This is a genomic window from Rhizobium hidalgonense (assembly GCF_002914525.1).
Classification (GTDB): domain Bacteria; phylum Pseudomonadota; class Alphaproteobacteria; order Rhizobiales; family Rhizobiaceae; genus Rhizobium; species Rhizobium hidalgonense.
This window is the reverse complement of sequence record NZ_LODW01000042.1, coordinates 1-22,256: the sequence shown is the minus strand read 5'-3', so window position 1 is coordinate 22,256 and position 22,256 is coordinate 1. Positions and strand designations below refer to the sequence as shown.

At 61.1% G+C, this 22,256-nt stretch carries 18 protein-coding genes and 2 pseudogenes; 12 read left to right on the top strand and 8 right to left on the bottom strand.

Going from position 1 to position 22,256, the window contains the following annotated elements:
• Positions 1–87: 87 nt before the first annotated feature.
• On the top strand, positions 88–1,785 hold the full coding sequence (ade, locus tag ATY29_RS04750; protein WP_097535370.1) for an adenine deaminase: 1,698 nt from the start codon (positions 88–90) through the stop codon (positions 1,783–1,785).
• A gap of 42 nt (positions 1,786–1,827) precedes the next feature.
• On the opposite strand, the gene bglA is transcribed toward ade, so the two are convergent.
• The gene (gene bglA, locus ATY29_RS04745) at positions 1,828–3,573 is read right to left on the bottom strand and encodes a beta-galactosidase BglA (RefSeq protein WP_097535368.1); all 1,746 of its coding nucleotides are present in this window, start codon (positions 3,571–3,573) and stop codon (positions 1,828–1,830) included.
• Between the two features lie 284 nt (positions 3,574–3,857).
• Here bglA and ATY29_RS04740 point away from each other — a divergent pair, with 284 nt between their 5' ends.
• From ATY29_RS04740 to ATY29_RS04710, 7 genes are all read left to right on the top strand, one after another.
• Positions 3,858–5,438, top strand: a complete 1,581-nt coding sequence (locus ATY29_RS04740) for a peptide ABC transporter substrate-binding protein (RefSeq protein ID WP_097535366.1) — start codon at positions 3,858–3,860, stop codon at positions 5,436–5,438.
• A gap of 48 nt (positions 5,439–5,486) precedes the next feature.
• Positions 5,487–6,410 (top strand): ABC transporter permease subunit, encoded by a 924-nt coding sequence (locus ATY29_RS04735; RefSeq protein ID WP_003565604.1) that lies wholly within the window; start codon positions 5,487–5,489, stop codon positions 6,408–6,410.
• The gene (locus tag ATY29_RS04730) at positions 6,407–7,324 is read left to right on the top strand and encodes an ABC transporter permease (RefSeq protein WP_097535364.1); all 918 of its coding nucleotides are present in this window, start codon (positions 6,407–6,409) and stop codon (positions 7,322–7,324) included. The genes ATY29_RS04735 and ATY29_RS04730 overlap by 4 nt, the downstream gene beginning before the upstream one ends.
• Position 7,325: 1 nt before the next feature.
• Positions 7,326–8,327 (top strand): ABC transporter ATP-binding protein, encoded by a 1,002-nt coding sequence (locus ATY29_RS04725; protein ID WP_097535362.1) that lies wholly within the window; start codon positions 7,326–7,328, stop codon positions 8,325–8,327.
• Positions 8,320–9,306, top strand: a complete 987-nt coding sequence (locus tag ATY29_RS04720) for an ABC transporter ATP-binding protein (RefSeq protein ID WP_003565610.1) — start codon at positions 8,320–8,322, stop codon at positions 9,304–9,306. Before ATY29_RS04725 ends, ATY29_RS04720 begins: the two co-directional genes overlap by 8 nt.
• 110 nt (positions 9,307–9,416) lie before the next feature.
• Positions 9,417–9,758 (top strand): hypothetical protein, encoded by a 342-nt coding sequence (locus ATY29_RS04715; protein WP_003565612.1) that lies wholly within the window; start codon positions 9,417–9,419, stop codon positions 9,756–9,758.
• Between the two features lie 232 nt (positions 9,759–9,990).
• Positions 9,991–10,911, top strand: a complete 921-nt coding sequence (locus ATY29_RS04710; RefSeq protein WP_003565614.1) for a sugar kinase — start codon at positions 9,991–9,993, stop codon at positions 10,909–10,911.
• Between the two features lie 70 nt (positions 10,912–10,981).
• Here the strand turns inward: ATY29_RS04710 and gstI are convergent, their stop codons facing one another.
• Positions 10,982–11,170 carry a glutamine synthetase translation inhibitor GstI gene (gene gstI, locus ATY29_RS04705; RefSeq protein ID WP_003565616.1) on the bottom strand — a complete coding sequence of 63 codons (189 nt, stop codon included), beginning with the start codon at positions 11,168–11,170 and terminating at the stop codon, positions 10,982–10,984.
• Between the two features lie 429 nt (positions 11,171–11,599).
• On the opposite strand from gstI, the gene ATY29_RS04700 reads away from it, so the two are divergent.
• Both ATY29_RS04700 and ATY29_RS04695 read left to right on the top strand, forming a co-directional pair.
• Positions 11,600–12,640 (top strand): glutamine synthetase beta-grasp domain-containing protein, encoded by a 1,041-nt coding sequence (locus ATY29_RS04700; protein WP_003565618.1) that lies wholly within the window; start codon positions 11,600–11,602, stop codon positions 12,638–12,640.
• Between the two features lie 233 nt (positions 12,641–12,873).
• A complete protein-coding gene (locus ATY29_RS04695) occupies positions 12,874–14,055 on the top strand; it encodes a glycosyltransferase family 4 protein (protein WP_003565620.1) in 1,182 nt (393 codons plus the stop codon).
• 6 nt (positions 14,056–14,061) lie between these two features.
• On the opposite strand, the pseudogene ATY29_RS04690 reads toward ATY29_RS04695, so the two are convergent.
• Positions 14,062–14,907, bottom strand: a pseudogene (locus ATY29_RS04690) (alpha/beta hydrolase); the annotation flags it as partial.
• 8 nt (positions 14,908–14,915) lie between these two features.
• Here ATY29_RS04690 and ATY29_RS04685 point away from each other — a divergent pair.
• Positions 14,916–15,340, top strand: a pseudogene (locus tag ATY29_RS04685) (MarR family winged helix-turn-helix transcriptional regulator).
• A gap of 102 nt (positions 15,341–15,442) precedes the next feature.
• Here ATY29_RS04685 and der read toward each other — a convergent pair.
• The 3 genes from der to ATY29_RS04670 all read right to left on the bottom strand — a co-directional run bounded on the left by der (position 15,443) and on the right by ATY29_RS04670 (position 18,249).
• Positions 15,443–16,861, bottom strand: a complete 1,419-nt coding sequence (gene der, locus ATY29_RS04680) for a ribosome biogenesis GTPase Der (RefSeq protein ID WP_097535360.1) — start codon at positions 16,859–16,861, stop codon at positions 15,443–15,445.
• Positions 16,862–16,877: 16 nt separating this feature from the next.
• On the bottom strand, positions 16,878–17,561 hold the full coding sequence (locus ATY29_RS04675; protein WP_003565623.1) for a tetratricopeptide repeat protein: 684 nt from the start codon (positions 17,559–17,561) through the stop codon (positions 16,878–16,880).
• A gap of 103 nt (positions 17,562–17,664) precedes the next feature.
• Positions 17,665–18,249 (bottom strand): NnrU family protein, encoded by a 585-nt coding sequence (locus tag ATY29_RS04670; protein WP_003565625.1) that lies wholly within the window; start codon positions 18,247–18,249, stop codon positions 17,665–17,667.
• A 122-nt stretch (positions 18,250–18,371) separates the two neighbouring features.
• On the opposite strand from ATY29_RS04670, the gene ATY29_RS04665 reads away from it, so the two are divergent.
• Complete coding sequence (locus ATY29_RS04665) at positions 18,372–19,361, top strand: polysaccharide deacetylase family protein (RefSeq protein WP_097535358.1); 990 nt, start codon at positions 18,372–18,374, stop codon at positions 19,359–19,361.
• 74 nt (positions 19,362–19,435) lie between these two features.
• Here ATY29_RS04665 and sbmA read toward each other — a convergent pair whose 3' ends face one another.
• The gene (sbmA, locus tag ATY29_RS04660; protein WP_003565629.1) at positions 19,436–20,701 is read right to left on the bottom strand and encodes a peptide antibiotic transporter SbmA; all 1,266 of its coding nucleotides are present in this window, start codon (positions 20,699–20,701) and stop codon (positions 19,436–19,438) included.
• A 125-nt stretch (positions 20,702–20,826) separates the two neighbouring features.
• Positions 20,827–22,011 carry a YbfB/YjiJ family MFS transporter gene (locus ATY29_RS04655; protein ID WP_097535355.1) on the bottom strand — a complete coding sequence of 395 codons (1,185 nt, stop codon included), beginning with the start codon at positions 22,009–22,011 and terminating at the stop codon, positions 20,827–20,829.
• Positions 22,012–22,256 lie beyond the last annotated feature (245 nt).

Sequence of the window (22,256 nt, the reverse complement as noted above, 5' to 3'; positions counted from 1 at the left end):
CGCCATCGGCGCCCGATTTCGTTGGCGGGCATCGCATGTCGGCGCAGATCGGTTATAACGTTGGAATCGTCCAATGTGAGCAATGCCATGACCGCAAGTCTCGAACGTCTGATCGACCAGGGCGTCGGCCGCGAGCCGGCCGATATCGTGCTGAAGGGCGGCAGCTTCTTCGATCTCGTCACCGGCGAAATCGTCCGCTCCGATATCGCCATCGGCGCCGATCGCATCGTCGGCACCTCAGGCGATTATGAGGGCGAGACCGAGATCGATATCGCCGGCAGGATCGTCGTTCCGGGCTTCATCGACACGCATCTGCACATCGAATCCTCGCTGGTGACGCCGCATGAATTTGATCGCTGCGTCCTGCCCTATGGTGTCACCACCGCGATCTGCGATCCGCACGAGATCGCCAATGTGCTCGGCGCCGCCGGTATCGAATTCTTTCTCCAATCTGCGCTCGAGACGATCATGGACATCCGTGTCCAGCTCTCCTCCTGTGTCCCGGCTACTCATCTCGAAACATCAGGCGCCGACCTGCCGATCGAGAGCCTCCTGCCCTTCCGCCATCATCCGAAAGTCATCGGCCTTGCCGAGTTCATGAATTTCCCCGGTGTGATCCATAAGGATCCCGTCTGCATGGCCAAGCTCGACGCCTTCCAGGGCGGCCATATCGACGGCCATGCGCCGCTGCTTTCCGGCAACGACCTGAACGGCTACCTCGCAGCCGGCATCCGCACCGAGCACGAGTGCACGACTGCTAGGGAAGCGCTGGAAAAGATCCGCAAGGGCATGCATATCCTGGTGCGCGAAGGCTCGGTCTCCAAGGACCTCGCGGCGCTGATCCCCATCATCACCGAGCGGCTTTCTCCCTATCTCGCGCTCTGCACCGACGACCGCAATCCGCTCGATATCACCGAACAGGGCCATCTCGATCACATGATCCGCACGGCGATCGCCGCGGGTGTCGAGCCCCTGGCGATCTACCGCGCCGCTTCGATCTCGGCCGCCCGCGCCTTCGGTCTGCGGGACCGTGGCCTGGTGGCGCCCGGCTGGCGCGCCGATCTCGTGGTTCTCGACAGCCTGGAAAGCTGCCGCGCCGAAATGGTCTTCTCAGCCGGCCGCCGCGTCACCGACGCGCTCTTTTCCAAGCGCAGGCCGGTTGCCCCGATCGGCCTCGACAGCGTCAAGGCCCGGCCGGTCAATGCCGCCCATTTCGGCGTACCGGCCAGAGAGGGTGAAACATCGGTCATCGGCGTCATGCCGGGCAAGATCATCACCGAGCATCGCCGCTACCGCCTGCCGGTCAGGGGCAACGAGACATCAGTCGATCTTGCCAACGACATCATCAAGGTCGCCGTCATCGAGCGCCATGGCAAGAATGGCAACCACGCCAACGGCTTCGTCCAGGGTTTCGGCCTGAAGAAGGGTGCCATCGCCTCCACCGTCGGCCATGACAGCCACAATATCTGCGTCGTCGGCGTCGACGAGGACGACATGGCGCACGCCGCAAACCGCCTCGGCGAGATCAAGGGCGGCTTCGTCGTGGTGGAGGACGGCAAGGTCACCGGCGAAATCGCCCTGCCCATCGCCGGCCTGATGAGCCTCGAACCCTACGAGACAGTCCGCGATACGCTGCATCATCTGCGCAAGGCCGCCTTCGCACTCGGCGCCACGCTGGAAGAACCCTTCCTCCAGCTCGCCTTCCTGCCGCTGCCGGTCATCCCGCACCTGAAGATATCCGATCGCGGCATGGTCGATGTGGACAAGTTCGCGCTGATCGGGTGATGAGCCCTCGCAGAATGAGCGGCGGGTCGAGGGCTTCAACACCTATCGCCATCCTTCCGGCAATTCATCGCCTTCGACCGGCTCCGCATCGGATACTTTGTCGAGCAGCTTCGCTAGACCGTCGCCACTGGCGCCGCCTGCCGAAACCCGTGCACAAAACCCATCCAGCGCCGCTAGCTTCACCGACCCTGAGCCCGCCACCGCCTCAAACCCGGGCATGGCGAACGCCTCCCCGAGCGCCATGCCGTCAGGCAGGCGGAATTCGGCCGGTTTGCGTGTCAGGTTGAAAACGAAGAGCAGCCTTTCGCCGCCCTTTTCGCGCGTGAAGGCCAATAGATCCTGGTTGGTGCCGATGAAGGTCATCTCGCCGTCGATCAGCGCCGGGTGCTGCTTCCGGAATGCGAGCGTCTTGCGGTAGTGATTGAGCACCGAGCTGTTACTCCCCTCCTGCGTATCCACGGAAAGTGCTGCCTGCTCGTAAGGCACTGGCAGCCAGCTCTTCTCGGCCGAGGTGAAGCCCGCATGCGCCTTGCCCGCCTCCCAGGGCATCGGCGTGCGGCATCCGTCGCGGCCTTTGAAGGCTGGCCAGAAGCGGATGCCGTAGGGATCACGCAGATCTTCGAAGGCAAGCTCGGCCTCCGGCAGCCCGAGTTCTTCGCCCTGATAGAGGCAGATCGAGCCGCGCAGCGCCGAAAGCACCGAGATCGCCAGCTTGGCGATGACGGGCCGCTCTTCCGCCGTCAGCGCGAAGCGGCTGACGTGGCGCATGACATCGTGATTGGAAAAAGCCCAGCAGACCCAGCCGTCGGTCACCGCCTTTTGGAAAGCCTCGACGCAGCCGCGAATATGCTCGGCGGTGAAATCGGGCCCAAGCAGGTCGAACGTGTAGCACATATGCAGCTTGTCGCCGCCGCTCGTATAGGCGGCCACCGTCTTCAGCGAACGCGCCCCGTCGCCGACCTCGCCAACTGTCGTGCGATCCTCGTACTGGTCGAGCAGCCCCCGGAAGCGTTTGAGGAAATCGACGTTTTCCGGCTGCGTCTTGTCATAGAGGTGATTCTGCATGCCGTAGGGGTTGCTGTCGGGCGCATCGAGGCCGGCATCATTCTCATCGGGCTCGTGCGGCGGATTGCTTCTGATCTGCTTATCGCAGAAATAATAGTTGACCGTATCCAGCCGGAAGCCGTCCACGCCGCGGTCGAGCCAGAACTTCACGGTCTCCAGCACTGCATCCTGCACCGCCTTGCTGTGGAAATTGAGGTCGGGCTGTGAGGTGAGGAAATTGTGCTGGTAATATTGCCGGCGCACGCCGTCCCACTCCCAGCCGGGCCCGCCGAAGATCGACAACCAGTTGTTTGGCGCCGTACCATCCGGCTTCGGGTCGGCCCAGACATACCAGTCCGCCCTAGGATTGGTCCGACTCGTCCGGCTTTCGACGAACCAGGAATGCCGGTCCGACGTATGCGAGATGACCTGGTCGATGACGACCTTGAGGCCGAGCCTGTGCGCCTCGGCCATCATCTCGTCGAAATCATCAAGCGTGCCAAAGATCGGATCGACGTCGCAGTAATCGGAAACGTCGTAACCCATGTCGGCCATCGGCGACTTGAAGAAGGGCGAGAGCCAGATCGCGTCGACACCGAGGCTGGCAATATGCGGCAGCCGGCGGGTGATCCCCTTGAGGTCGCCGAGACCGTCGCTGTTGGTGTCCTGAAACGAGCGCGGATAGACCTGATAGATCACCGCGCCGCGCCACCAATTCGCATTCCCGCCCGTCTGCAATACCATCGGCTACGTCTCCTGCTTGTTTGTGCTCGCCACACTAAAGCGGACGAAACAAAAGACAACCACATCAAGCCGTTATGAGAGTGCTGCCGATGTCGCGGCATGCCGTCGCGATCCGACAAGGGGGAGACGTATATAGGCTTGTCCACAACCCGTCTCCAGCTTCCGGATTTGGGGTTGCAACGCGATTCCTTTGCGATAAGGTGCGCACTGACCTGCACGTAAGAGGTCAAATGTCGGGAACAGATGTCTAATAAGGGCGCAAAGCCTAGAAAGGTGAACCCACGATGAACCAGTTCACGAAAAAATTTCTCGCCTCCGCAATGTTTGGCACATTGCTGGCGTTTTCAGCGCATGCGGCCACACTCAATATTCACAATGGTGGCGACCCGCAGTCGCTCGATCCCCAGAAGCTGTCGGGCGACTGGGAAAACCGCATCGCCGGCGATATCTTCGAAGGCCTCGTCACCGAGGACGCCAAGGACAATCCGGTCCCCGGCCAGGCCGAAAGCTGGACGATTTCGCCGGATGGCAAGGTCTACACCTTCAAGCTTCGCGACGGCATCAAGTGGTCCGATGGCCAGCCGGTAACGGCAGGAGACTTCGTCTTCGCCTTCCAGCGCCTCGTCGACCCGAAGAACGCCGCCGACTATGCCTATCTGCAGTTCACCATCAAGAATGCCGAAAAGATCAACAAGGGTGAGATCACCGATCTCAACCAGCTCGGCGTCAAGGCGATCGACGACAAGACGCTGGAGATCACCCTCGAAAATCCGACCCCCTATTTCCTCAATGCACTGATGCATTACACCGCCTATCCGCTGCCCAAACATGTCGTCGAGGCGAAGGGACAGGATTGGGTCAAGATCGGCAATATCGTCACCAACGGCCCCTATAAGCCGGTCGAATGGGTGCCGGGCTCGCATGTCACGACTGTTAAGAACGACCAGTGGTACGACACCAAGGACCTGAAGATCGACGGCGCTAAGTTCTTCGTGCTCGAGGATCAGGAAGCGGCGCTAAAACGTTACCGCGCCGGCGAATTCGACATTATGACCGACTTCCCGACCGACCAGTACGAGTGGATGAAGAAAAACCTGCCGGGCCAGGCGCATGTCGCGCCGTTTCTTGCCACCTATTACTATGTCCTAAACGCCCAGAAGCCGCCCTTCAACGACAAGCGCGTGCGCCAGGCTCTTTCTATGGCGGTCAACCGTGAAGTTATCGGTCCGCAAATTCTCGGCACCCAGGAACCGCCTGCCTATTCCTGGGTTCCACCGGGCACCGCCAATTATGGCGAACCGGCCTATGTCTCCTGGAAAGATCTTCCCTATAAGGACAAGGTCGAAGAAGCCAAGAAGCTGCTCGCCGAAGCCGGCTTCGGCCCCGACCATCCGCTAAAGGCGCAACTCCGTTATAACACCAATGACAACCACAAACGCGTTGCCGTCGCGATCGCCTCTATGTGGAAGCCACTCGGCGTCCAAGTTGAACTCTATAATGCCGAAACCAAAGTGCATTACGACGAAATGCAGCGCGGTCAGGTGGAAATCGGTCGAGCCGGCTGGATTGCCGACTACAACGATCCGGATAACTTTCTAAACTTGCTTACAACAGGTGTCGCGATGAATTACGGCCGTTGGAGCAATCCGGACTACGACAAGCTGATCAAAGAAGGAAATGCCGAAACGGACATCGGCAAGCGCGCTGAAATCTTCAAAAAGGCCGAACAATTGGCTCTCGACGATAGTGCTGCCATTCCGCTCTACTACTACGTCTCGAAGAATGTCGTTTCACCGAAGATCGAAGGCTTCGTCGATAATATTCAGGACATCCACCGCACCCGCTGGCTGTCGATGAAAGAGTAAGGGAAAACGGTCCTTCCCGCACATTACGGGAAGGACCGGCCCACGATCATGATCAAATACGCTCTCCGTCGCCTGCTATCGACGATCCCCGTTCTGTGGATCGCCGTCACAGCCTGCTTTTTTGTTTTGCGCCTTGCCCCCGGCGGCCCGTTCGATGGCGAAAGGCCATTGCCGCCGGTGATCCTGAAAAACCTTGCCGTCCACTACAACCTCGATAAGCCGCTGATCCAGCAGTACCTGATCTATGTCGGCGACCTGCTGCGAGGCGATCTCGGCCCCTCCTTCGCCAGTGAGGACTTTACCGTCGCCCAGCAGATTATGATCGGTCTGCCTTACACTTTCACCATCGGCACCGCTGCCTTCCTCATTGCCATCATCGTCGGCGTCGCCGTCGGATGTCTTGGGGCGCTCTACCAGAACAAGGCCCCGGATTACATTCTGGGCGCCCTTATCCTGGTCGGCGTCGTGTTACCGAACTTTCTGATCGCGCCGATTCTGCAGCTTATCTTCGGCATCCACCTCGCCTGGTTTCCGGTCGGCGGCTGGGGTGACGGTTCGATCAAATACCTGATCCTGCCGATCGTCGTTCTGGCCCTGCCGCATGCCGGTCGCATCTCGCGCATCACCCGCGGCTCGATGATCGAGGTGATGAACCAGAACTTCATCCGCACCGCCAAGGCCAAGGGCATCGGCCCGCGCCTGACGGTGATGCGCCATGCGCTGAAGCCCGCCCTGATGCCTGTCGTCTCCTATCTCGGACCGGCGGCAAGTTACCTTCTCACCGGCTCGCTTGTTGTCGAAAGCATCTTCGGATTGCCCGGCATCGGTCGCTATTTCGTCAACGCAGCGCTGAACCGCGATTACGGCATGGTTCTGGGCACAGTCATCTTCTACATGGTGCTGATCGTGTTCCTGAACCTTCTGGTCGACATCGCCTATGCCTGGCTGGACCCGAAAGTGAGAAACCGATGATCCTCAATCCCGCAAAACGCGAGTTGCTGGCCCAGGAGCTGCTGGAGGCGGAGGGCTTGGCACCTGAAGGCCGCTCTCTGACCAAGGATGCGCTGCGCCGTCTCGGTCGCAACAAGGCGGCCGTCCTGTCGATTGCCGTCCTGACGCTCTTGATCCTCGCCGCCTTCCTCGGCCCCTGGTTCATTCCCTTCAATTATGAGGACCCGGATTGGGCGGCCTTCCGCATCCCGCCCTCGATCGAGACCGGCCACTATTTCGGCACCGACCCCAACGGCCGCGATCTTCTCGCCCGCGTGCTCTACGGCACCCGCGTCTCGCTCGCCGTGGCCCTGACGGCCACCGTCGTCTCCGTCGTCATCGGCGTACTTTACGGCGCGGTGTCGGGCTATATCGGCGGCAGGCTGGATGCGATCATGATGCGCTTCGTCGATATCATGTACGCGCTGCCCTACATCCTCTTCGTCATCCTGCTGATGGTGATCTTCGGCCGCAACGTCTACCTGCTCTTTGCCGCGATCGGCGCGCTGGAGTGGCTGACCATGGCCCGCATCGTGCGCGGTCAGACGCTATCGATCAAACATCGCGAATTCATCGAGGCGGCCCGCGCCTCCGGGCAACGGCCGTTCAAGATCATCGTCAAGCACATCATTCCGAACCTCGTCGGACCGGTGGTCATTTTCGCGGCGCTGACGGTGCCCGAAATCATCGCCACGGAAAGCTTCCTCTCCTATCTCGGCTTTGGCGTGCAGGAACCGCTGACCTCGCTCGGCACGCTGATCGCCGAAGGAACCGATGCCATGGAAAGCATGCCGTGGCTTTTGATCTTCCCGGCAAGCTTCCTCGTGGCGCTGCTGCTCAGCCTGCTCTTCATCGGCGACGGCCTGCGCGACGCGTTCGACCCGAAGGATCGATAGAATGCCCCAAGAAAAAGACATCCTTCTCGAACTCAAGGACTATTCGATCACCTTCAAGACGCCTGACGGAGAGGTGAAGGCGGTCTCGAACATGAACCTCACCGTACGGCGCGGCGAGCGCATCGCCATCGTCGGCGAGTCCGGCTCCGGCAAGAGCCAGACCTTTCTCGGCATCATGGGCCTGCTCGCCAAGAACGGCAGGACGACGGGACAGGCGCTGCTCGAAGGCAAGGACGTGCTGGCATTGAAACCGCGCGAGCTCGACCAGATCCGCGGCAAGGACATGGCCATGGTCTTCCAGGATCCGATGACCGCCTTGAATCCGTCTCTGAAGATTTCCCGGCAACTGACGGAACAGCTTGAGGTTCACCGCGGCCTGACGGCGCGCGCCGCCTCCGACGCTGCCCTCGACATGCTGAAACGCGTCGGCATCCCCGACCCGGCGCGGCGCTTCCACCTCTATCCGCATGAACTCTCCGGCGGCATGCGCCAGCGCATCGTTATCGCCATGGCGCTGCTGACCAAGCCGAAGCTGCTGATTGCCGACGAGCCGACGACCGCCCTCGACGTTACCATCCAGGCGCAGATCCTCGATCTCTTCAACGACCTGACGGCGGAGATGAACACGGCGCTGATCATGATCACTCACGATCTCGGTGTCGTCGCCGGCCTCGCCGACCGCGTCGCCGTTATGTATGCCGGGCGCATCGTCGAGGAAGCGCCGGTCGACGAACTCTTCGACAATCCGGCCCACCCTTATACGGCGGCGCTGCACGCCTCGATCCCGCGGCCGGACCAGGACGTCGACGACCTCGTCGTCATCCCCGGGCGCCCGCCGAACCTGCAGCATCTGCCGAAGGGTTGCAATTTTTCGCCGCGCTGTTCGCAGGTCCAGGATGATTGCATCGACCGTCCGCCACCGCTGGAAATCCTGGCCCCGCGCCACTGCGCCGCCTGTTATCACCCCTTCCCGCGCCGTGAGGAGTTGCTGAACCATGGCTGACCGATCGCTTCTGAGGGTCGAGAACCTGACGACCCAGTTCGAATTGCCGGCGAAGGGCTTGTTCAAGCCGCCAGTCTTCCTCACCGCCGTCAACAATGTCAGCTTCGACCTCGCCGAAGGCCGCACGCTCGGCGTCGTCGGCGAATCCGGCTGTGGCAAATCGACGCTCGGCCGCTCCATCCTGCGGCTGCTGAAATCGCAGAAGGGCCGGATCCTCTGGCAGGGCCGCAATCTTCTCGACCTCTCGGAGGAGGAAATGCGCGCCGCCCGCCGCGACATGCAGATCATCTTCCAGGATCCGATCGCCTCGCTCGACCCGCGCATGACAGTCGGCGACATCATCGCCGAACCGCTCACCGTTTTCGAGCCGAAGCTTTCGAAGGCCGGGCGCACCGAACGTGTCCGCGAGATCATGACCGCCGTCGGCCTGGTACCGGAGATGATCAACCGCTATCCGCACGAATTCTCCGGCGGCCAGGCGCAACGCATCGGCATCGCCCGCGCCGTCGTCACCAAACCGAAGCTCATCATCTGCGACGAGCCGGTTTCGGCTCTCGACGTTTCGATCCAGGGCCAGGTGATCACACTTCTGCGCAAGCTGCGCAAGGAATTCGGCCTGACGCTGATCTTCATCAGCCACGACCTTTCGGTCGTGCGGCTGATCTCGGACGATGTGCTGGTGCTCTATCTCGGCCGCGTGGTGGAAGCAGGCGACTGCGCCACCGTCTTCGATCATCCGGCACACCCCTATACACAGGCGCTGTTTTCCGCCGCCCCGATCCCGGATCCGAAGCTGGCGCGCCTGCGCACCCGCATCCGCCTGCAGGGCGATCCGCCCTCGCCGCTCAACCCGCCGAAAGGCTGCGTCTTCTCTCCCCGCTGCTGGAAGGCGACCGATATCTGTCGCACCGAAATGCCGCCGACCGAGGAAGTCCGCCTCGGGCAGAAGGCCGCCTGCTATCATATGGACAGGCCGTGAAACGCTGCAAAAGCGGACTTATTTTGGGATTAAAATCCCCTGATAAGGAAGATTTATAGGGGCGCGTGTTATCTCGTTCCCGCCCGATCATGGGCTTGGGGAACGCATATATGAAATCGAAATTATCCGGATTGATCGCAGTTGCGACTGCGATCATCGCTGCCTCCGCCGTTTCGGCGCATGCCGAAGATCTGAAATTCAAGCTCACCAACGGCACGAATTCGGTGCTGGAACGCTTCTACAGCGCGCCGACCGGCGTCGACAACTGGGAAGAAGACGTCTTCGGCGACGACGTTCTCAATCCGGGCGAAAGCATCGACATCACCATTGCCGATGGCCGCACCGTCTGCAAATACGATATGCGCTTCGAGTTCGAGGAAGGCTCAAACCTCGCCACCACCGAAGATACGCAGGATCTTTGCCAGATGGGCAGCTATACCATCCACGAATGAGCATCCCTCTCCTGCGCCCGCCTTCGCCTAATGCATGTCGCCCGGAAGTGTACAGCGGTTCCGGGATAACGACATGCATAGAAGCAAAGAGCTAAAGCGCGTGGCATGAATCAATTTCGATGCGGGGCGCTTTAGTTCGCAAAGGCGGGCTTTTCGTGTGCCGCGAGATCAACGCTTGTCACTCCGCCCGGCTCCGCGTATCAGCGATGAAGAGCAATGCCGGGAGGACAAGGTGAGCAGACGGTTTCTATCGATCGGTGAATGCATGGTGGAGCTGTCGCAGGCGGGTGACGGCCTGCTGCGCAAGGGCTTTGCCGGCGATACTTTCAACACCGCCTGGTATGCCCGCGCCTGCCTTGGCCCCGACTGGTCGGTCGATTATTTCACAGCGCTCGGCGACGACGCCATGTCGGATGAAATGGTGGCCTTCATCGACAAGGCAGGCATCGGCACCAGCCTCATCCGCCGCATCAAGGGCAAGACGCCCGGCCTTTACATGATCAATCTGAAGAATGGCGAGCGCTCCTTCAGTTACTGGCGCGACAATTCGGCCGCCCGCAGCCTCGCCGCCGATCCCGACGGCCTGCGTGAGGCGGTGGAGAGCGTTGATGTCGTCTATTTCTCCGGCATCACCCTTGCCATTCTGCCGCAGGAGGATGCCACGACGCTGCTCGCCGAAATCCGCCGCGCCAAAGCCGCCGGCAAGCTCGTAGTGTTCGACCCGAACATCCGTCCCCGCCTCTGGTCGAGTTATGACATCATGCACGCAACGATCAGCGAGGGCGCCCGCTCCTCAGTGATCGTCATGCCGAGCTTCGATGACGAAGCCGCCCATTTCGGTGACGATTCCATCGAAGCGACGGTCCACCGCTATCGCGCGCTGGGCGCTGTCCATATCGTGGTCAAGAATGGCGCCGACGGCGTCAGGCTGAATTTCGCCGGCGAGGAGAGTTTCGTTCCGGCCCAGAAGGTCGAGCAAGTGGTCGATACCACCAGCGCCGGCGACAGTTTCAACGGCGCCTTCCTCGCACACTATCTGGATACAGCGGATGAAACCGCAGCCGCCCGCTTCGCCGCAGGCGTGGCAGCCCGCGTCGTCAGTGAACACGGCGCATTGGTGGCAAAGGAAAAGCTGGGATTGGACGGAGGCTGAGCCCCGCGAGATCCCGAACGAACGCCACGCGAGCGGCCACTCGGCATTCCGACCCCGTTAAAGGCAAAAATCAGGACTTCGTCGGCCGATCAGAATCGCGAACCGCCTCGTCATGATACCAGCAGCTGTCGAGCGCATCGCACACCTCAGCGGCCTCGCGTTCCATGAGCCGCGCGCGTTCGAACCGATTGGCGGCCCGCGTCGGCTTGACGGGGAACTGATAGATCGTTGCGGATTCACGATGGAAACCGGTGGGCATGAGATCGCCTCCATTCAGTTCGGCGCATCGACATTCAAGAACTCGACCGTAGCATGATGCACATAGTTTATGCAAATTGCACAATATATATGCACATTAATATTATGATTGATCAATATGCTGACTCCGCCTTGGGCGTCCGCCTATTTGTTCAACACTTCATCATTTCACGCTAACGCCGAATTTTTCATCTGGTTCCGCGGCGGAAATCCGCTTACCTCCGGACGATAAGGGCTGAAGCCGCCCCAAAACGCTGTTTGGGCAAAAGAAAAAAATGGATCTAGGCGGCCCGGTCTGCGATTTTTTTGGGCTGGAGGCCAAACTGGCACGCTACATGCTTTAATAGGTGCATCCCCTGGCGGTCGGATGCGCTTGCGCGCCCAGCTCGTCTCCGGGTTTGCTCACCTTCGTCGCATTGAGAGAGTCACGATGACAAAATATAAGCTCGAGTATATTTGGCTCGATGGGTACACTCCGGTACCGAACCTGCGTGGCAAGACGCAGATCAAGGAATTCGACGTATTCCCGACGCTGGAACAGCTTCCGCTCTGGGGCTTCGACGGTTCGTCGACCATGCAGGCCGAAGGCCGCAGCTCCGATTGCGTGCTGAAGCCGGTCGCCATCTATCCCGACCCGGCCCGCACCAACGGCGCGCTTGTCATGTGCGAAGTCATGATGCCCGATGGCGTCACGCCGCATGCATCGAATGCCCGCGCCACCATCCTCGACGACGAAGACGCCTGGTTCGGCTTCGAGCAGGAATATTTCTTCTACCAGAACGGCCGTCCGCTCGGCTTCCCCGAGCAGGGCTACCCCGCTCCGCAGGGCCCTTACTACACCGGCGTCGGCTATTCTAATGTCGGCGACGTCGCGCGCGAAATCGTTGAAGAGCATCTTGACCTCTGCCTCGCTGCCGGCATCAACCACGAAGGCATCAACGCCGAAGTGGCCAAGGGCCAGTGGGAGTTCCAGATTTTCGGCAAGGGCTCCAAGAAGGCCGCCGACCAGATCTGGATGGCACGCTACCTGCTGCAGCGCCTGACCGAAAAATACGGCATCGACATCGAGTATCACTGCAAGCCGCTCGGCGACACCGACTGGAACGGTTCGGGCATGCACTGCAACTTCTCGACCAAGTACATGCGCGAAGTCGGCGGCAAGGCCTATTTCGAAGCGCTGATGGCGCAGTTCGAAAAGAACCTCATGGACCACATCAGCGTCTATGGTCCTGACAACGACAAGCGTCTGACCGGCAAGCACGAAACGGCACCGTGGAACAAGTTCTCCTACGGCGTTGCCGACCGTGGCGCCTCCATCCGCGTCCCGCATTCCTTCGTCAAGAACGACTACAAGGGCTATCTGGAAGATCGCCGCCCGAACTCGCAGGGCTGCCCCTACCAGATCGCTTCGCAGGTTCTGAAGACGATCTCGGAAGTTCCGCTCGCTGGTTCCGCTTCCGCCGCCGCCTAACCTCCCAAGCGGCGCCGGTCCCCGACCGGCGCCGTCATTCTTTCTGCCATTCCGATCGGGCCGCTGACATATTCGCGGCGATCGAGCTGTTAAAAGCCTGAAAATTCTGGCAAGCGGCTGTAATATTTCCATCATGGTCATGCCTCAAAATAGGCAAGCGGGAATCGCCCTTCCGGAACCCCGCTTTGGGGTTGAGCGTTGGCATATCGATGCAACGCGGATGGAATCGTAAGATGCTACAACGTCCGGCAAACACTTACAGCGGCGAGAGCTGGGCCAGTGCCGCCTCCGCCGGTAAACTGCCGGAACGGCTGGTAATCGTCACCGACGCCTGGCACCCACAAGTCAATGGCGTGGTGCGTTCGATCGAAAACACCAATCGCCAACTGGCGAAGATGGGCGTCGAGGTGTCGATGGTGACGCCGGAGCGCTTCAACAGTATCCCCTGCCCCACCTATCCCGAGATCCGCCTGACGATCGCCGGTTATCGCCGTATCGCCCGCGAGATCGAAAAGCATAATCCTTCCTATGTGCATATCGCCACGGAAGGGCCGCTCGGGCTGACCGCCCGCCGCTGGTGCCTGAAGAACCGTATGCCGTTTTCGACGAGCTACCACACGCGGTTCCCGGAATATGTTGCCGCCCGCCTACCGATCCCGAAGAGCTGGCTCTATTCTTTCGTCCGCTGGTTCCACAATGGCGGCGCCGGCTGCATGGTGGCGACACCGAGCCTTGCGCGTGAGCTGTCGGAAAAGGGCATCCGCAATCTCATGCCCTGGAGCCGCGGCATCGACGCCACGCAGTTCCGCCCGATGGCGCTCGAAGAAAAACCCTTCGGCCTGCAGCGCCCGATCTTCATGACCGTCGGCCGCGTGGCGCTGGAAAAGAACCTGCCGGCCTTCCTCGATCTCGATCTGCCGGGCTCGAAGGTTGTCGTCGGCGACGGCCCGGCGCGTGCCGAGCTCGAAAAGCAATATCCTCAAGTCTTCTTCGCCGGCGTGAAGTTCGGCGAGGAGCTGGCACAGGCCTATGCCCAGGCCGACGTCTTCGTCTTTCCCTCGCTCACCGACACTTTCGGCAACACCATCCTCGAAGCACTGGCATCGGGCGTGCCGGTCGCCGCCTATCCGGTGACCGGCCCGCTCGACATCATCGGCGAAGACAGCGAGGTCGGTGCGCTCGACATGGACCTGCGCGCCGCCTGCCTCGCCGCCCTCTCCGCTTCGCGGCAGAAGGCGCATGCGCTCGCCATGCAATATTCCTGGGAAGCGGCGACGCTGCAGTTCATCAACAACATCCGCGCCGCAAACGGCGTCATCACGCCGAAATGGAAGAAGGCCTGGCAGTTTGCCAAGTCGCTTCCAAGAAGCAGAAAGCCCGGCGAAACCGCCGGGCCTCTCCCATCCGGAGATTGATCGACCTTATTTGTGCAGGGTGCTGCGAAGCGTGTCGCTGGCGACTGCAATTGCACTGCGCGCGGCCGGCGTTGCGGCAATCGCATTCAGTAGCAGGAAGTCGTGGATCATACCGTTGTAGCGGATCGAAGTGACCTTGACACCGGCCTGGCTGAGTTTGCGGCCATAGGCTTCGCCCTCATCGCGCAGCACGTCGTTTTCATCGGTGATGATAAGGGCCGGCGGCAAGCCGTTCAGCTGCTCGAGCGTTGCCTGCAGCGGCGAAGCCGTCGGCTCCTTGCGCTTGGCCTCATCAGGCAGGTAGGCGTTCCAGAACCATTTCATTGCTTCCTTGGTCAGCCACGGGCCGTTGGCGAACTGGTTATAGGAACCATTGTCGAAATTGGCGTCGGCAACAGGGTAGAACAGCACCTGCTGATCGATCGCAGGACCGTCGCGCTCTTTGGCAAGCAGCGTCACCACCGCCGCCATATTGCCGCCGACGCTGTCGCCTGCGACTGCGAGCCTCGACGCGTCGACCTTGAACTCCTTGGCATGCTCGGCGACATATTTGGTGGCAGCATAGGCCTGCTCAATGGCAATGGGATAACGTGCTTCCGGCGAGCGCTCGTAATCGACGAAGACGATGGCTGCATCGGCGCCATTGGCGATCTCGCGCACCAGCCAGTCATGCGTTTCGGCATCGCCGAGCACCCAGCCGCCGCCATGGAAATAGAGAATGACCGGCAGTGTGCCCTTGGCATGTTCCAGGCGGTCGATGCGCAGCTTGATGCTGCCTGTCGGACCCGCCTTGATGACCCTGTCCTCTTCCCGCGCTGCGAGTTTCTTGACCTCGCCCGTCTGGGCGCCCGCAGGATCAGCTGAAGCTCGACGATTTCATCTGCTTCGCCGTCTATACGGCAAGCCATGCCTTGAACCGCGTTTACAAGCCGCTTCTCGACGCGCTGGACCTCACCTATCCGCAATATCTGGCCATGGTCGCACTCTGGCAGCGGAATGACCTGACCGTCGGCGGGCTCGGCGAAAGACTCTTCTTGGAATCGAGCACATTGACCCCGCTGCTCAAACGACTGGAATGCGCCGGCTAGATCAGGCGCGAACGCGGCCGCGAGGGCGAACGTGTCGTCGTGCTCCATCTGACGGAGGCAGGCAAGCGCCTCAAGGAAAAAGCTACCGGCATCCCCGGCTGCATCGCCGCCGCCAGCGGCCGCGAAGCGATGGACCTCACTGGGCTACAGGCCGAGATCGTGGCGCTCGCGAGGCGCTGAATAGAAGCGTAGCTTAAGCGCTAGACGAGCGGGATAGCACCGTCGTGCCTGGGACGCCCCTCTGTCCGGCAGGACACAGGGGGTGCCAAGCGTAGCGACGCCAGCCAGCGCCCCAAACCCTACGTCCGCCTCTTCTTACCTTCGAACGGATTGTCGGCTGAACGGAAATGAATCCGGATCGGCACGCTCGGCATGTCGAAATCCGCACGCAACCCGTTGATCAGATAGCGTGTATAGGATTCCGGCAGCGCGTCGGAGCGGGTGCAGGAGATCATGAAGGCCGGCGGGCGGGCCTTGACCTGTGTCATGTATTTCAGCTTGATCCGGCGGCCGGAAACGGCCGGTGGCGGATGCTGGATCTGCTGCGTCTCCAGCCAGCGGTTCAGCCGCGCCGTCGAGATGCGCTTGTTCCAGACCCTGTCGGTGTCGATGATCGACTGCATCAGCTTGTCGAGGCCCCAGCCGGTCTGGCCCGAGATCGGCACTGCGCGAATGCCGCGCGCCTGCGGCAGCAGCCGGTCGGTCTTTTCGCGAAGATCCGCAAGAACCGCCTGCCGGTCTTCGATCATATCCCACTTGTTGAAGGCAAGCACCGCCGCGCGCCCCTCGCGCAGCACGAGATCGACGATCTGCAGATCCTGCTTCTCAAAAGGGATCGTCGCGTCGAAGACGATGACGACGGTTTCGGCAAAACGGATGGCGCGCAGCGCATCGGCGACGGAAAGCTTCTCCAGCTTCTCCGTGACCCGCGCCTTGCGGCGCATGCCTGCGGTATCGAACATCTTGATGGTGCGGCCACGCCAGTCCCATTCGACCGAGATGGAATCGCGAGTGATACCCGCCTCCGGCCCGGTCAAAAGCCGATCCTCGCCGAGGAAGCGGTTGATCAGTGTCGACTTGCCGGCATTCGGCCGGCCAACGATCGCCACCCTGAGCGGCTTGGTCTCGTCATAGGCAGGCTCTTCGTCCTCATCGCCGCCCTCGCTGTCGGACACGTCGACGTTGGTGACGGCGACATCCTCCTTGGTGGGATAGGCCCGATCCTCACCGATCGCCGCGACGATCGCGTCGCGCAGGTCGATCATACCCTGTCCGTGTTCAGCCGAAATCGGCGTCGGCTCGCCGAGGCCGAGCGTATAGGCGTCGTAGAAGCCGCTGTCGGAGCCGCGCGCTTCGGATTTGTTGGCGACGAGCACCACGGGCTTGCCGCGCCGGCGCAGCATTTCGGCGAGCGCCGTATCGACGGGCGTCAATCCGCTTTTGGCATCGACGACAAAAAGCGACAGGTCGGCCTCGTCGATCGCCGCTTCCGTCTGCGCCCGCATCCGGCCCTGCAAGCTCTCGGCGTCGGCCTCTTCGAGGCCGGCGGTGTCGATGATGGTAAAGGTCAGACCCATCAGCCGGGCATCGCCCGGCCGGCGGTCGCGGGTCACGCCCGGCGTGTCGTCGACGAGCGCCAGCTTCTTACCCACCAGGCGATTGAAAAGCGTCGACTTGCCGACATTCGGACGACCGACGATCGCGACCGTGAAACTCATTCTTTTTCCTTAAAACTCAGCCCTGCGCGGCGGGTGCCTTGCCGGATGCGGTAATGAGATCAAGCATCATATGGGCGCGATTGGAAACGTTGCGCGGGCTGTCGGTATCGTCGACGATCGACTGGAACCATTGCCGCGCCTGCGCCATGTTGCCGGCCTTATAGGAAGCAAGGCCGAGCGCTTCGCGCGCCGAATGGCGGAAAGCATTGCCGGGCACTGCCATTTCCTCGATCGCGGCCGAAACCTGCTCGTAGGAGCCGTTTTCGATCAGCAGCCAGCCGGCCCGCATTTTGGCGGCATCGCGCACGGCGGCCGGAACGCCGTTGTCCTTACCGATCTCGTTGAAAGCGGCGACCGCCGCAGCAGCGTCGCCCTTCTGTGCCTGGACGGTTGCGGCCCGCATCCGCGCCAGCACCGGATAGGCGCCATGGCCTTCCTTCTCGAGCTTGTCGAGGGCGGCCAGCGCCTCGTCGTTCTTGTTCTCGTCGGCAAGCTTCATCGCCGCCAGGAACTGATCGCCGGCGCCGGACGAGCGGTTGTCGTCCCAATATTCGTAGAGAACCTTGCCGGCCGTGCCGACGACGATCAGGATGGCGACGACGATGATATAGCGGCCGAAGCGGCGCCAGACGCCCTTCATCTGGTCGGACCGCAGTTCCTCATTGACTTCACGGATGAAGCTGTCGTCGTTGAATGCCATTCTCGTCTCCGGCCGCGGAAATACCCATACGTTGTGCAAGACGCACATTGTCGGGCCTTCTACCCCATTTTCCCGCCGTTGTAAGGGGGATATGAAAGATTCGTTACATGACGAGCGGCGAAACGCCGATCAGCCATTCGTGCAGCTTCCAGATGATCAGCGCCCAGACGACGATGCCGATGACGATCGCATAGAGATCATATTTGGCCGCGACGAACGGCCGGAGCACGATCTCGCCCGCCCGCTGCCGTCTTTTCAGCGAAATGCGCACGATGACGCCCCAGGCGAGGAAGGCGGCAAACAACAGCACCGACGACGTCTCGCCATTGGCGAGCAGATGCGCCAGCGCCCAGATTTTCACCGACAGCACCATCGGATGTTTGGTCTTGGTCGCGATATGCCCCGCCGGCAGCAGCGAGGCGACGAGACAGATCATCGCGATCAGCATCAGCGTGATCGCGATATGCGCCGTCCAGACCGGAGGACTGTAGAGCATGCCGGTCACCTGCCGGGCCTGCCCGAAGCCGTAGATCAAAAGGATCAGCGTGAGGATGCTCGCGATCGAATAGGCCGCCCGCCAGCCCTTCTCGCCGAGGCTGGCGATCATCGAACGGCGAAAACCGGGGGCCACCACCCGCACCAGATGCACCCCGAGGAAAAGTATGATGCCGACGATAAGCAAAGTCATTGGTGCGTCCCTTCCGTGCCGTTTTAAATGACTTATCGGCTGGCGGGAAAAAATGCCAGCAAGACCGCAGCTTCGCCGCAATTCTATCGGAGGGAAACCGCGAACAAATTGTCGCGGTGTCCATGTCTCGTTCTCTCCTCTCCACCTGTCTGGCGGCCTCGTTCCTTCTTCCCGTCATGGCAGAGGCGGCCGACCGGCCTAAACAGCTGGTCATCATCTCCTTCGACGGCGCCCACGACAACGCGCTCTGGCTGAAGAGCCGCGAGATGGCAGCGAAGAACGGCGCCCACTTCACCTATTTCCTCTCCTGCACCTTCCTGATGAACGAGACGGCGAAGAAGGCCTATCAGGCGCCGCACCAGAAACGCGGAAAATCCAATGTCGGCTTCGCCCAGAGCGACGACGAAATTCGCGAACGCCTCGGCAATATCTGGCACGCCCATCTCGAGGGCCATGACATATCGAGCCATGCCTGCGGCCATTTCGACGGCCGTGACTGGAGCGCCGCCGACTGGTCGGCCGAATACGCGACCTTCCACGCAACATTGAAAAACGCCTGGAAGAGCGTCGGCCTCGACGAGCCGGCCGGCTGGCAGGATCTGGTCGATCACGGCATCAAGGGCTTTCGCGCCCCCTACCTCTCCGCAACCGCGGGCGCCGACATGATCGCCGCCGAAAAGAAGGCGGGCTTCCGCTACGATGCGAGCCTCGTCACCAAAGGCCCTGATATGCCCGTCGAGGAAGACGGCATCATCCGCTTCGGCCTGCCGCTGATCCCCGAAGGCCCGAGCGAAAAACCGATCATCGGCATGGACTACAATCTCTTCGTCCGCCATTCCAAGGGTGAAGAAGACAGCGCAGACAGCGCTGCCTTCGAGCAGCGCGCCTATTCCGCCTTCAAAGAGGCTTTCGACAAGCAATATGCCGGCAGTCGCATCCCCCTCCAACTCGGCTTCCACTTCGTCGAAATGAACGGCGGCGCCTACTGGCGCGCCCTTGACCGGCTGGTCACGGACGTCTGCCACCGGTCAGATGTAGCTTGCGTGAGCTATTCCGAAGCGATCCCGATGATCGAAGCACGCAGGAAACTGCAGCAGACATCGGGCCTATAATAGGCTTTTGGAATGAGTTGTGGTGCCGGCGTCGAATCCCTCGCATGCACACCCCATCCAGACGTGCCTACCCATCAACCATCCGCGTGTACGGCGCCCGCCTCACGCTCCAGGTAACGCTGATCGATCTCCGGCAGCGGCTCGTCGTCGATTGCCGCCTCGAAGGCCTTCAGGCGTTTGTGGATGGAAAGAAGCTCGATGATCGTCGTCCAGGAATTGACGAGATACTGGAACGAGTTGCTGACCTGGCCGAACGCGGTCGAGATTTGCTGGAAGATCCCGTAGGTGATCGTGCCCGCCACGATTGTCGGCACCAGCATGAAAACCACGAAGAGCGCGTCGGCCTGGATGTAGAAATAGCGGGCGACATTGAAATACATGTAATGGAAATACATGCGGTAGTAGTTGCGGCGAACGTTGCCGAAGAGCTCGCGGACGGTCAGCGGCTGAGCCCTCTCCGCATGGTCCTCGCCATAAACGAGTTCCTTGCGATAAGCCGCCTCGACGCGCTGATTGCGGAAGTTCAGCCCCGGCAGCTTGACGCCGGCGATCGCCAGCAACAGCGTGCCGAATGCCGACCAGAAGAGCGCCAGCCAAAAGAGCGAATTCGCCACCGGCCCGATAAAGGGCAATTCCGTCACATAATGCGACAGCGCCAACAGGATCGGAAGGAACACAACCAGCGTCATCACCGAGTTGATGAGGCTGATGCCAAGACCTTCGAGCGTGCTAGAAAAGCGCATCGTATCTTCTTGAACGCGCTGCGAGGCGCCTTCGATATGGCGCAGCTTTTCCCACTTCGACATGTAGAAGTTGTTCATCGCCGTGCGCCAACGGAAGATGTAATGGCTGGTGAAGAAGTCAGTCATGATCGACACGAACATGCTGAGGAACGCGATCTGACAGAAAATCCACATCAGGTCGTAGAAATTATCAACGGTGATGCCTGGCTGTTTCGACAATGCGTTCTGCAGAAGGTCGCCGAAGGGCCGGCGCCAGTTGTTGATCACAACGGTGATCTGGACGCCGAAATAGGTCACAAAGATAATCAGCGCCGAACCCCAGATCGACCACAGCTTCCAGGGATGATGCAGGGCCTTCAGATGCCAGGCGCCGCAGAAAATCACGGCTGAAAGGAAGAAATAGCTGTAGAACCAGACGTTTTCCGGCAGCAGGAAGAACGAAAGATCGATCGGTTGCTGCTCTTCCGGAACAGGTCCGTAGCCGAGTGATACACCGAGATGAGCGGCGAAGAGATACCAGCCGGCGATGGAAATCAGGGTCCAAACGACGAGCGAAGTAAAGAACGCTTTTGGCTGCGGAAAAAAGGAATGAAACACGGGGAGCTATGCTTTCCTGAACTGTGAGTCTCGGGAGTGTCATGGAACACTGATTTTGCCGGAAACTAAGGCAGTTCGAAGGAAGCAGCAATGGGTTCGGCCGATTGTTACGGAGATGTAACGGGTTAAGCGATTTTCTTGATCACTGGCATCACCAGTGCCGCGCAAACGATGAGGGCGGCGGCGGCGATCACGGTCGGGACAGTGAAACTGCCCGAGCGTTCGGCGATCCAGCCGGCAACGATCGGCCCGACGATCTGGCCGACACCGAAGGCGGCCGTCATCATCGCCAGGATCCGCCGCGGGCTCTCGGGCGAAAGCTTGCGGCCGATCTGCAGGCCGTAAGCGGTGATCGCCAGGAAGGTCGCTCCGAACAGCGCGCCGCCGATCAGCGGTGCCACCGAGGGCGGCAGCATAACAGTCGCCAGCACGCCAGCGGCCTCGATCAGCAGTGCTGCGACATAGACGCCGCCAAGCCCGATCGGCCTGACCAGCGGCTTCCAGGCAAACAGCGCCACCGCCGCCGTCAGGCCGGCGATGAACCAGCAGAGGAACTCGACGAAAGCTCCGGTTGCCGACAGGCGGGCGATGGTGACGAGAAAGGTCGCGGTGATGACGTAGCCGAAGCCGAACACGCCGTAGGACAGCGTGATCAGAACCATCGGCCGGCTCCAGACGAGGGCCGGCTCCTTTCCGGCTTGCGCCGATTGGGCCGGCGCCAAGGGCAGGAGCCACCAGACGAAGACGAGGCTTGCCGCACAATAAAGCGCCCCGCCGATCCAGTCGGCGCGCCAGCCGTCCGGCCCGTCGTGAAAGTTAAGACCGATCAGCAGCACCATCACCGAGGACAGCGCGATGCCCGCCCCAGGCCCGCCGAAATGCGCCGCCTGCACATGGTCGTTGCCGGGGGCAGCCCCGTGGCTCAGCACGATCGACGAGGTGAAGACCATTGCAAAGGCGCTGGCGAGGCCGGCGAGGAAGCGGATGACGGCAAAGGCTGCGACGGAATCCGTGGCGGCCATAGCGGCGAGCAGGATTGCGGTGGCCAGCAGTGCCAGCAGCGCCACCAGCCGCTCGCGCCCCGCCGCCCAGCCATAGGCGGCAAGCACGGCGCCGACGAGATAACCGACGAAATTCGCCGAGGCGATAAAGCCAGCGTCCGCCGCCGAAAGCGGCACGCCGCTCATCATACCGGGCAGGATCGGCGTGTAGGAGAAACGCCCGAAACCCATGGCCGCCGCCATCGCAACGGCGCCGGCAGCAGCGGTGGCAACGAGGTTCGGCGGGGAGCGAGGCGGACGGGAAAGCATGCAGCGCTTATCGCGCCGCAATCGCTGCACCGCAAACGAGTATTTCTGATCGATCCATCAATTTCGTAAAAGGGCAAATTCCTCGCCCCCCGAAAAGCGAAGACGGCATGTCGGAACGCCGGGTGAAGAGGACGATGGCCGCCAAGCTCAATGAGTTAAAGAGCACGCTCACCACGACCTCCCTCACCAAGTCAGTTTATTCGAGTGCGATCATTATTTCATTTTGCTGCCGCAAGGCGTCTCTG

Coding starts and splice junctions, on each gene's coding strand:
- ATY29_RS04725 (WP_097535362.1), top strand. CDS start 7,326: ATGCCCCAAGAAAAAGACATCCTTCTCGAACTCAAGGACTATTCGATC.
- der (WP_097535360.1), bottom strand. CDS start 16,861: ATGAGTTTCACGGTCGCGATCGTCGGTCGTCCGAATGTCGGCAAGTCG.
- ATY29_RS04655 (WP_097535355.1), bottom strand. CDS start 22,011: ATGCTTTCCCGTCCGCCTCGCTCCCCGCCGAACCTCGTTGCCACCGCT.
- ATY29_RS04730 (WP_097535364.1), top strand. CDS start 6,407: ATGATCCTCAATCCCGCAAAACGCGAGTTGCTGGCCCAGGAGCTGCTG.
- ATY29_RS04720 (WP_003565610.1), top strand. CDS start 8,320: ATGGCTGACCGATCGCTTCTGAGGGTCGAGAACCTGACGACCCAGTTC.
- ATY29_RS04670 (WP_003565625.1), bottom strand. CDS start 18,249: ATGACTTTGCTTATCGTCGGCATCATACTTTTCCTCGGGGTGCATCTG.
- ATY29_RS04675 (WP_003565623.1), bottom strand. CDS start 17,561: ATGGCATTCAACGACGACAGCTTCATCCGTGAAGTCAATGAGGAACTG.
- ade (WP_097535370.1), top strand. CDS start 88: ATGACCGCAAGTCTCGAACGTCTGATCGACCAGGGCGTCGGCCGCGAG.
- bglA (WP_097535368.1), bottom strand. CDS start 3,573: ATGGTATTGCAGACGGGCGGGAATGCGAATTGGTGGCGCGGCGCGGTG.
- ATY29_RS04715 (WP_003565612.1), top strand. CDS start 9,417: ATGAAATCGAAATTATCCGGATTGATCGCAGTTGCGACTGCGATCATC.
- gstI (WP_003565616.1), bottom strand. CDS start 11,170: ATGCCCACCGGTTTCCATCGTGAATCCGCAACGATCTATCAGTTCCCC.
- ATY29_RS04735 (WP_003565604.1), top strand. CDS start 5,487: ATGATCAAATACGCTCTCCGTCGCCTGCTATCGACGATCCCCGTTCTG.
- ATY29_RS04740 (WP_097535366.1), top strand. CDS start 3,858: ATGAACCAGTTCACGAAAAAATTTCTCGCCTCCGCAATGTTTGGCACA.
- ATY29_RS04665 (WP_097535358.1), top strand. CDS start 18,372: ATGTCTCGTTCTCTCCTCTCCACCTGTCTGGCGGCCTCGTTCCTTCTT.
- ATY29_RS04695 (WP_003565620.1), top strand. CDS start 12,874: ATGCTACAACGTCCGGCAAACACTTACAGCGGCGAGAGCTGGGCCAGT.
- ATY29_RS04700 (WP_003565618.1), top strand. CDS start 11,600: ATGACAAAATATAAGCTCGAGTATATTTGGCTCGATGGGTACACTCCG.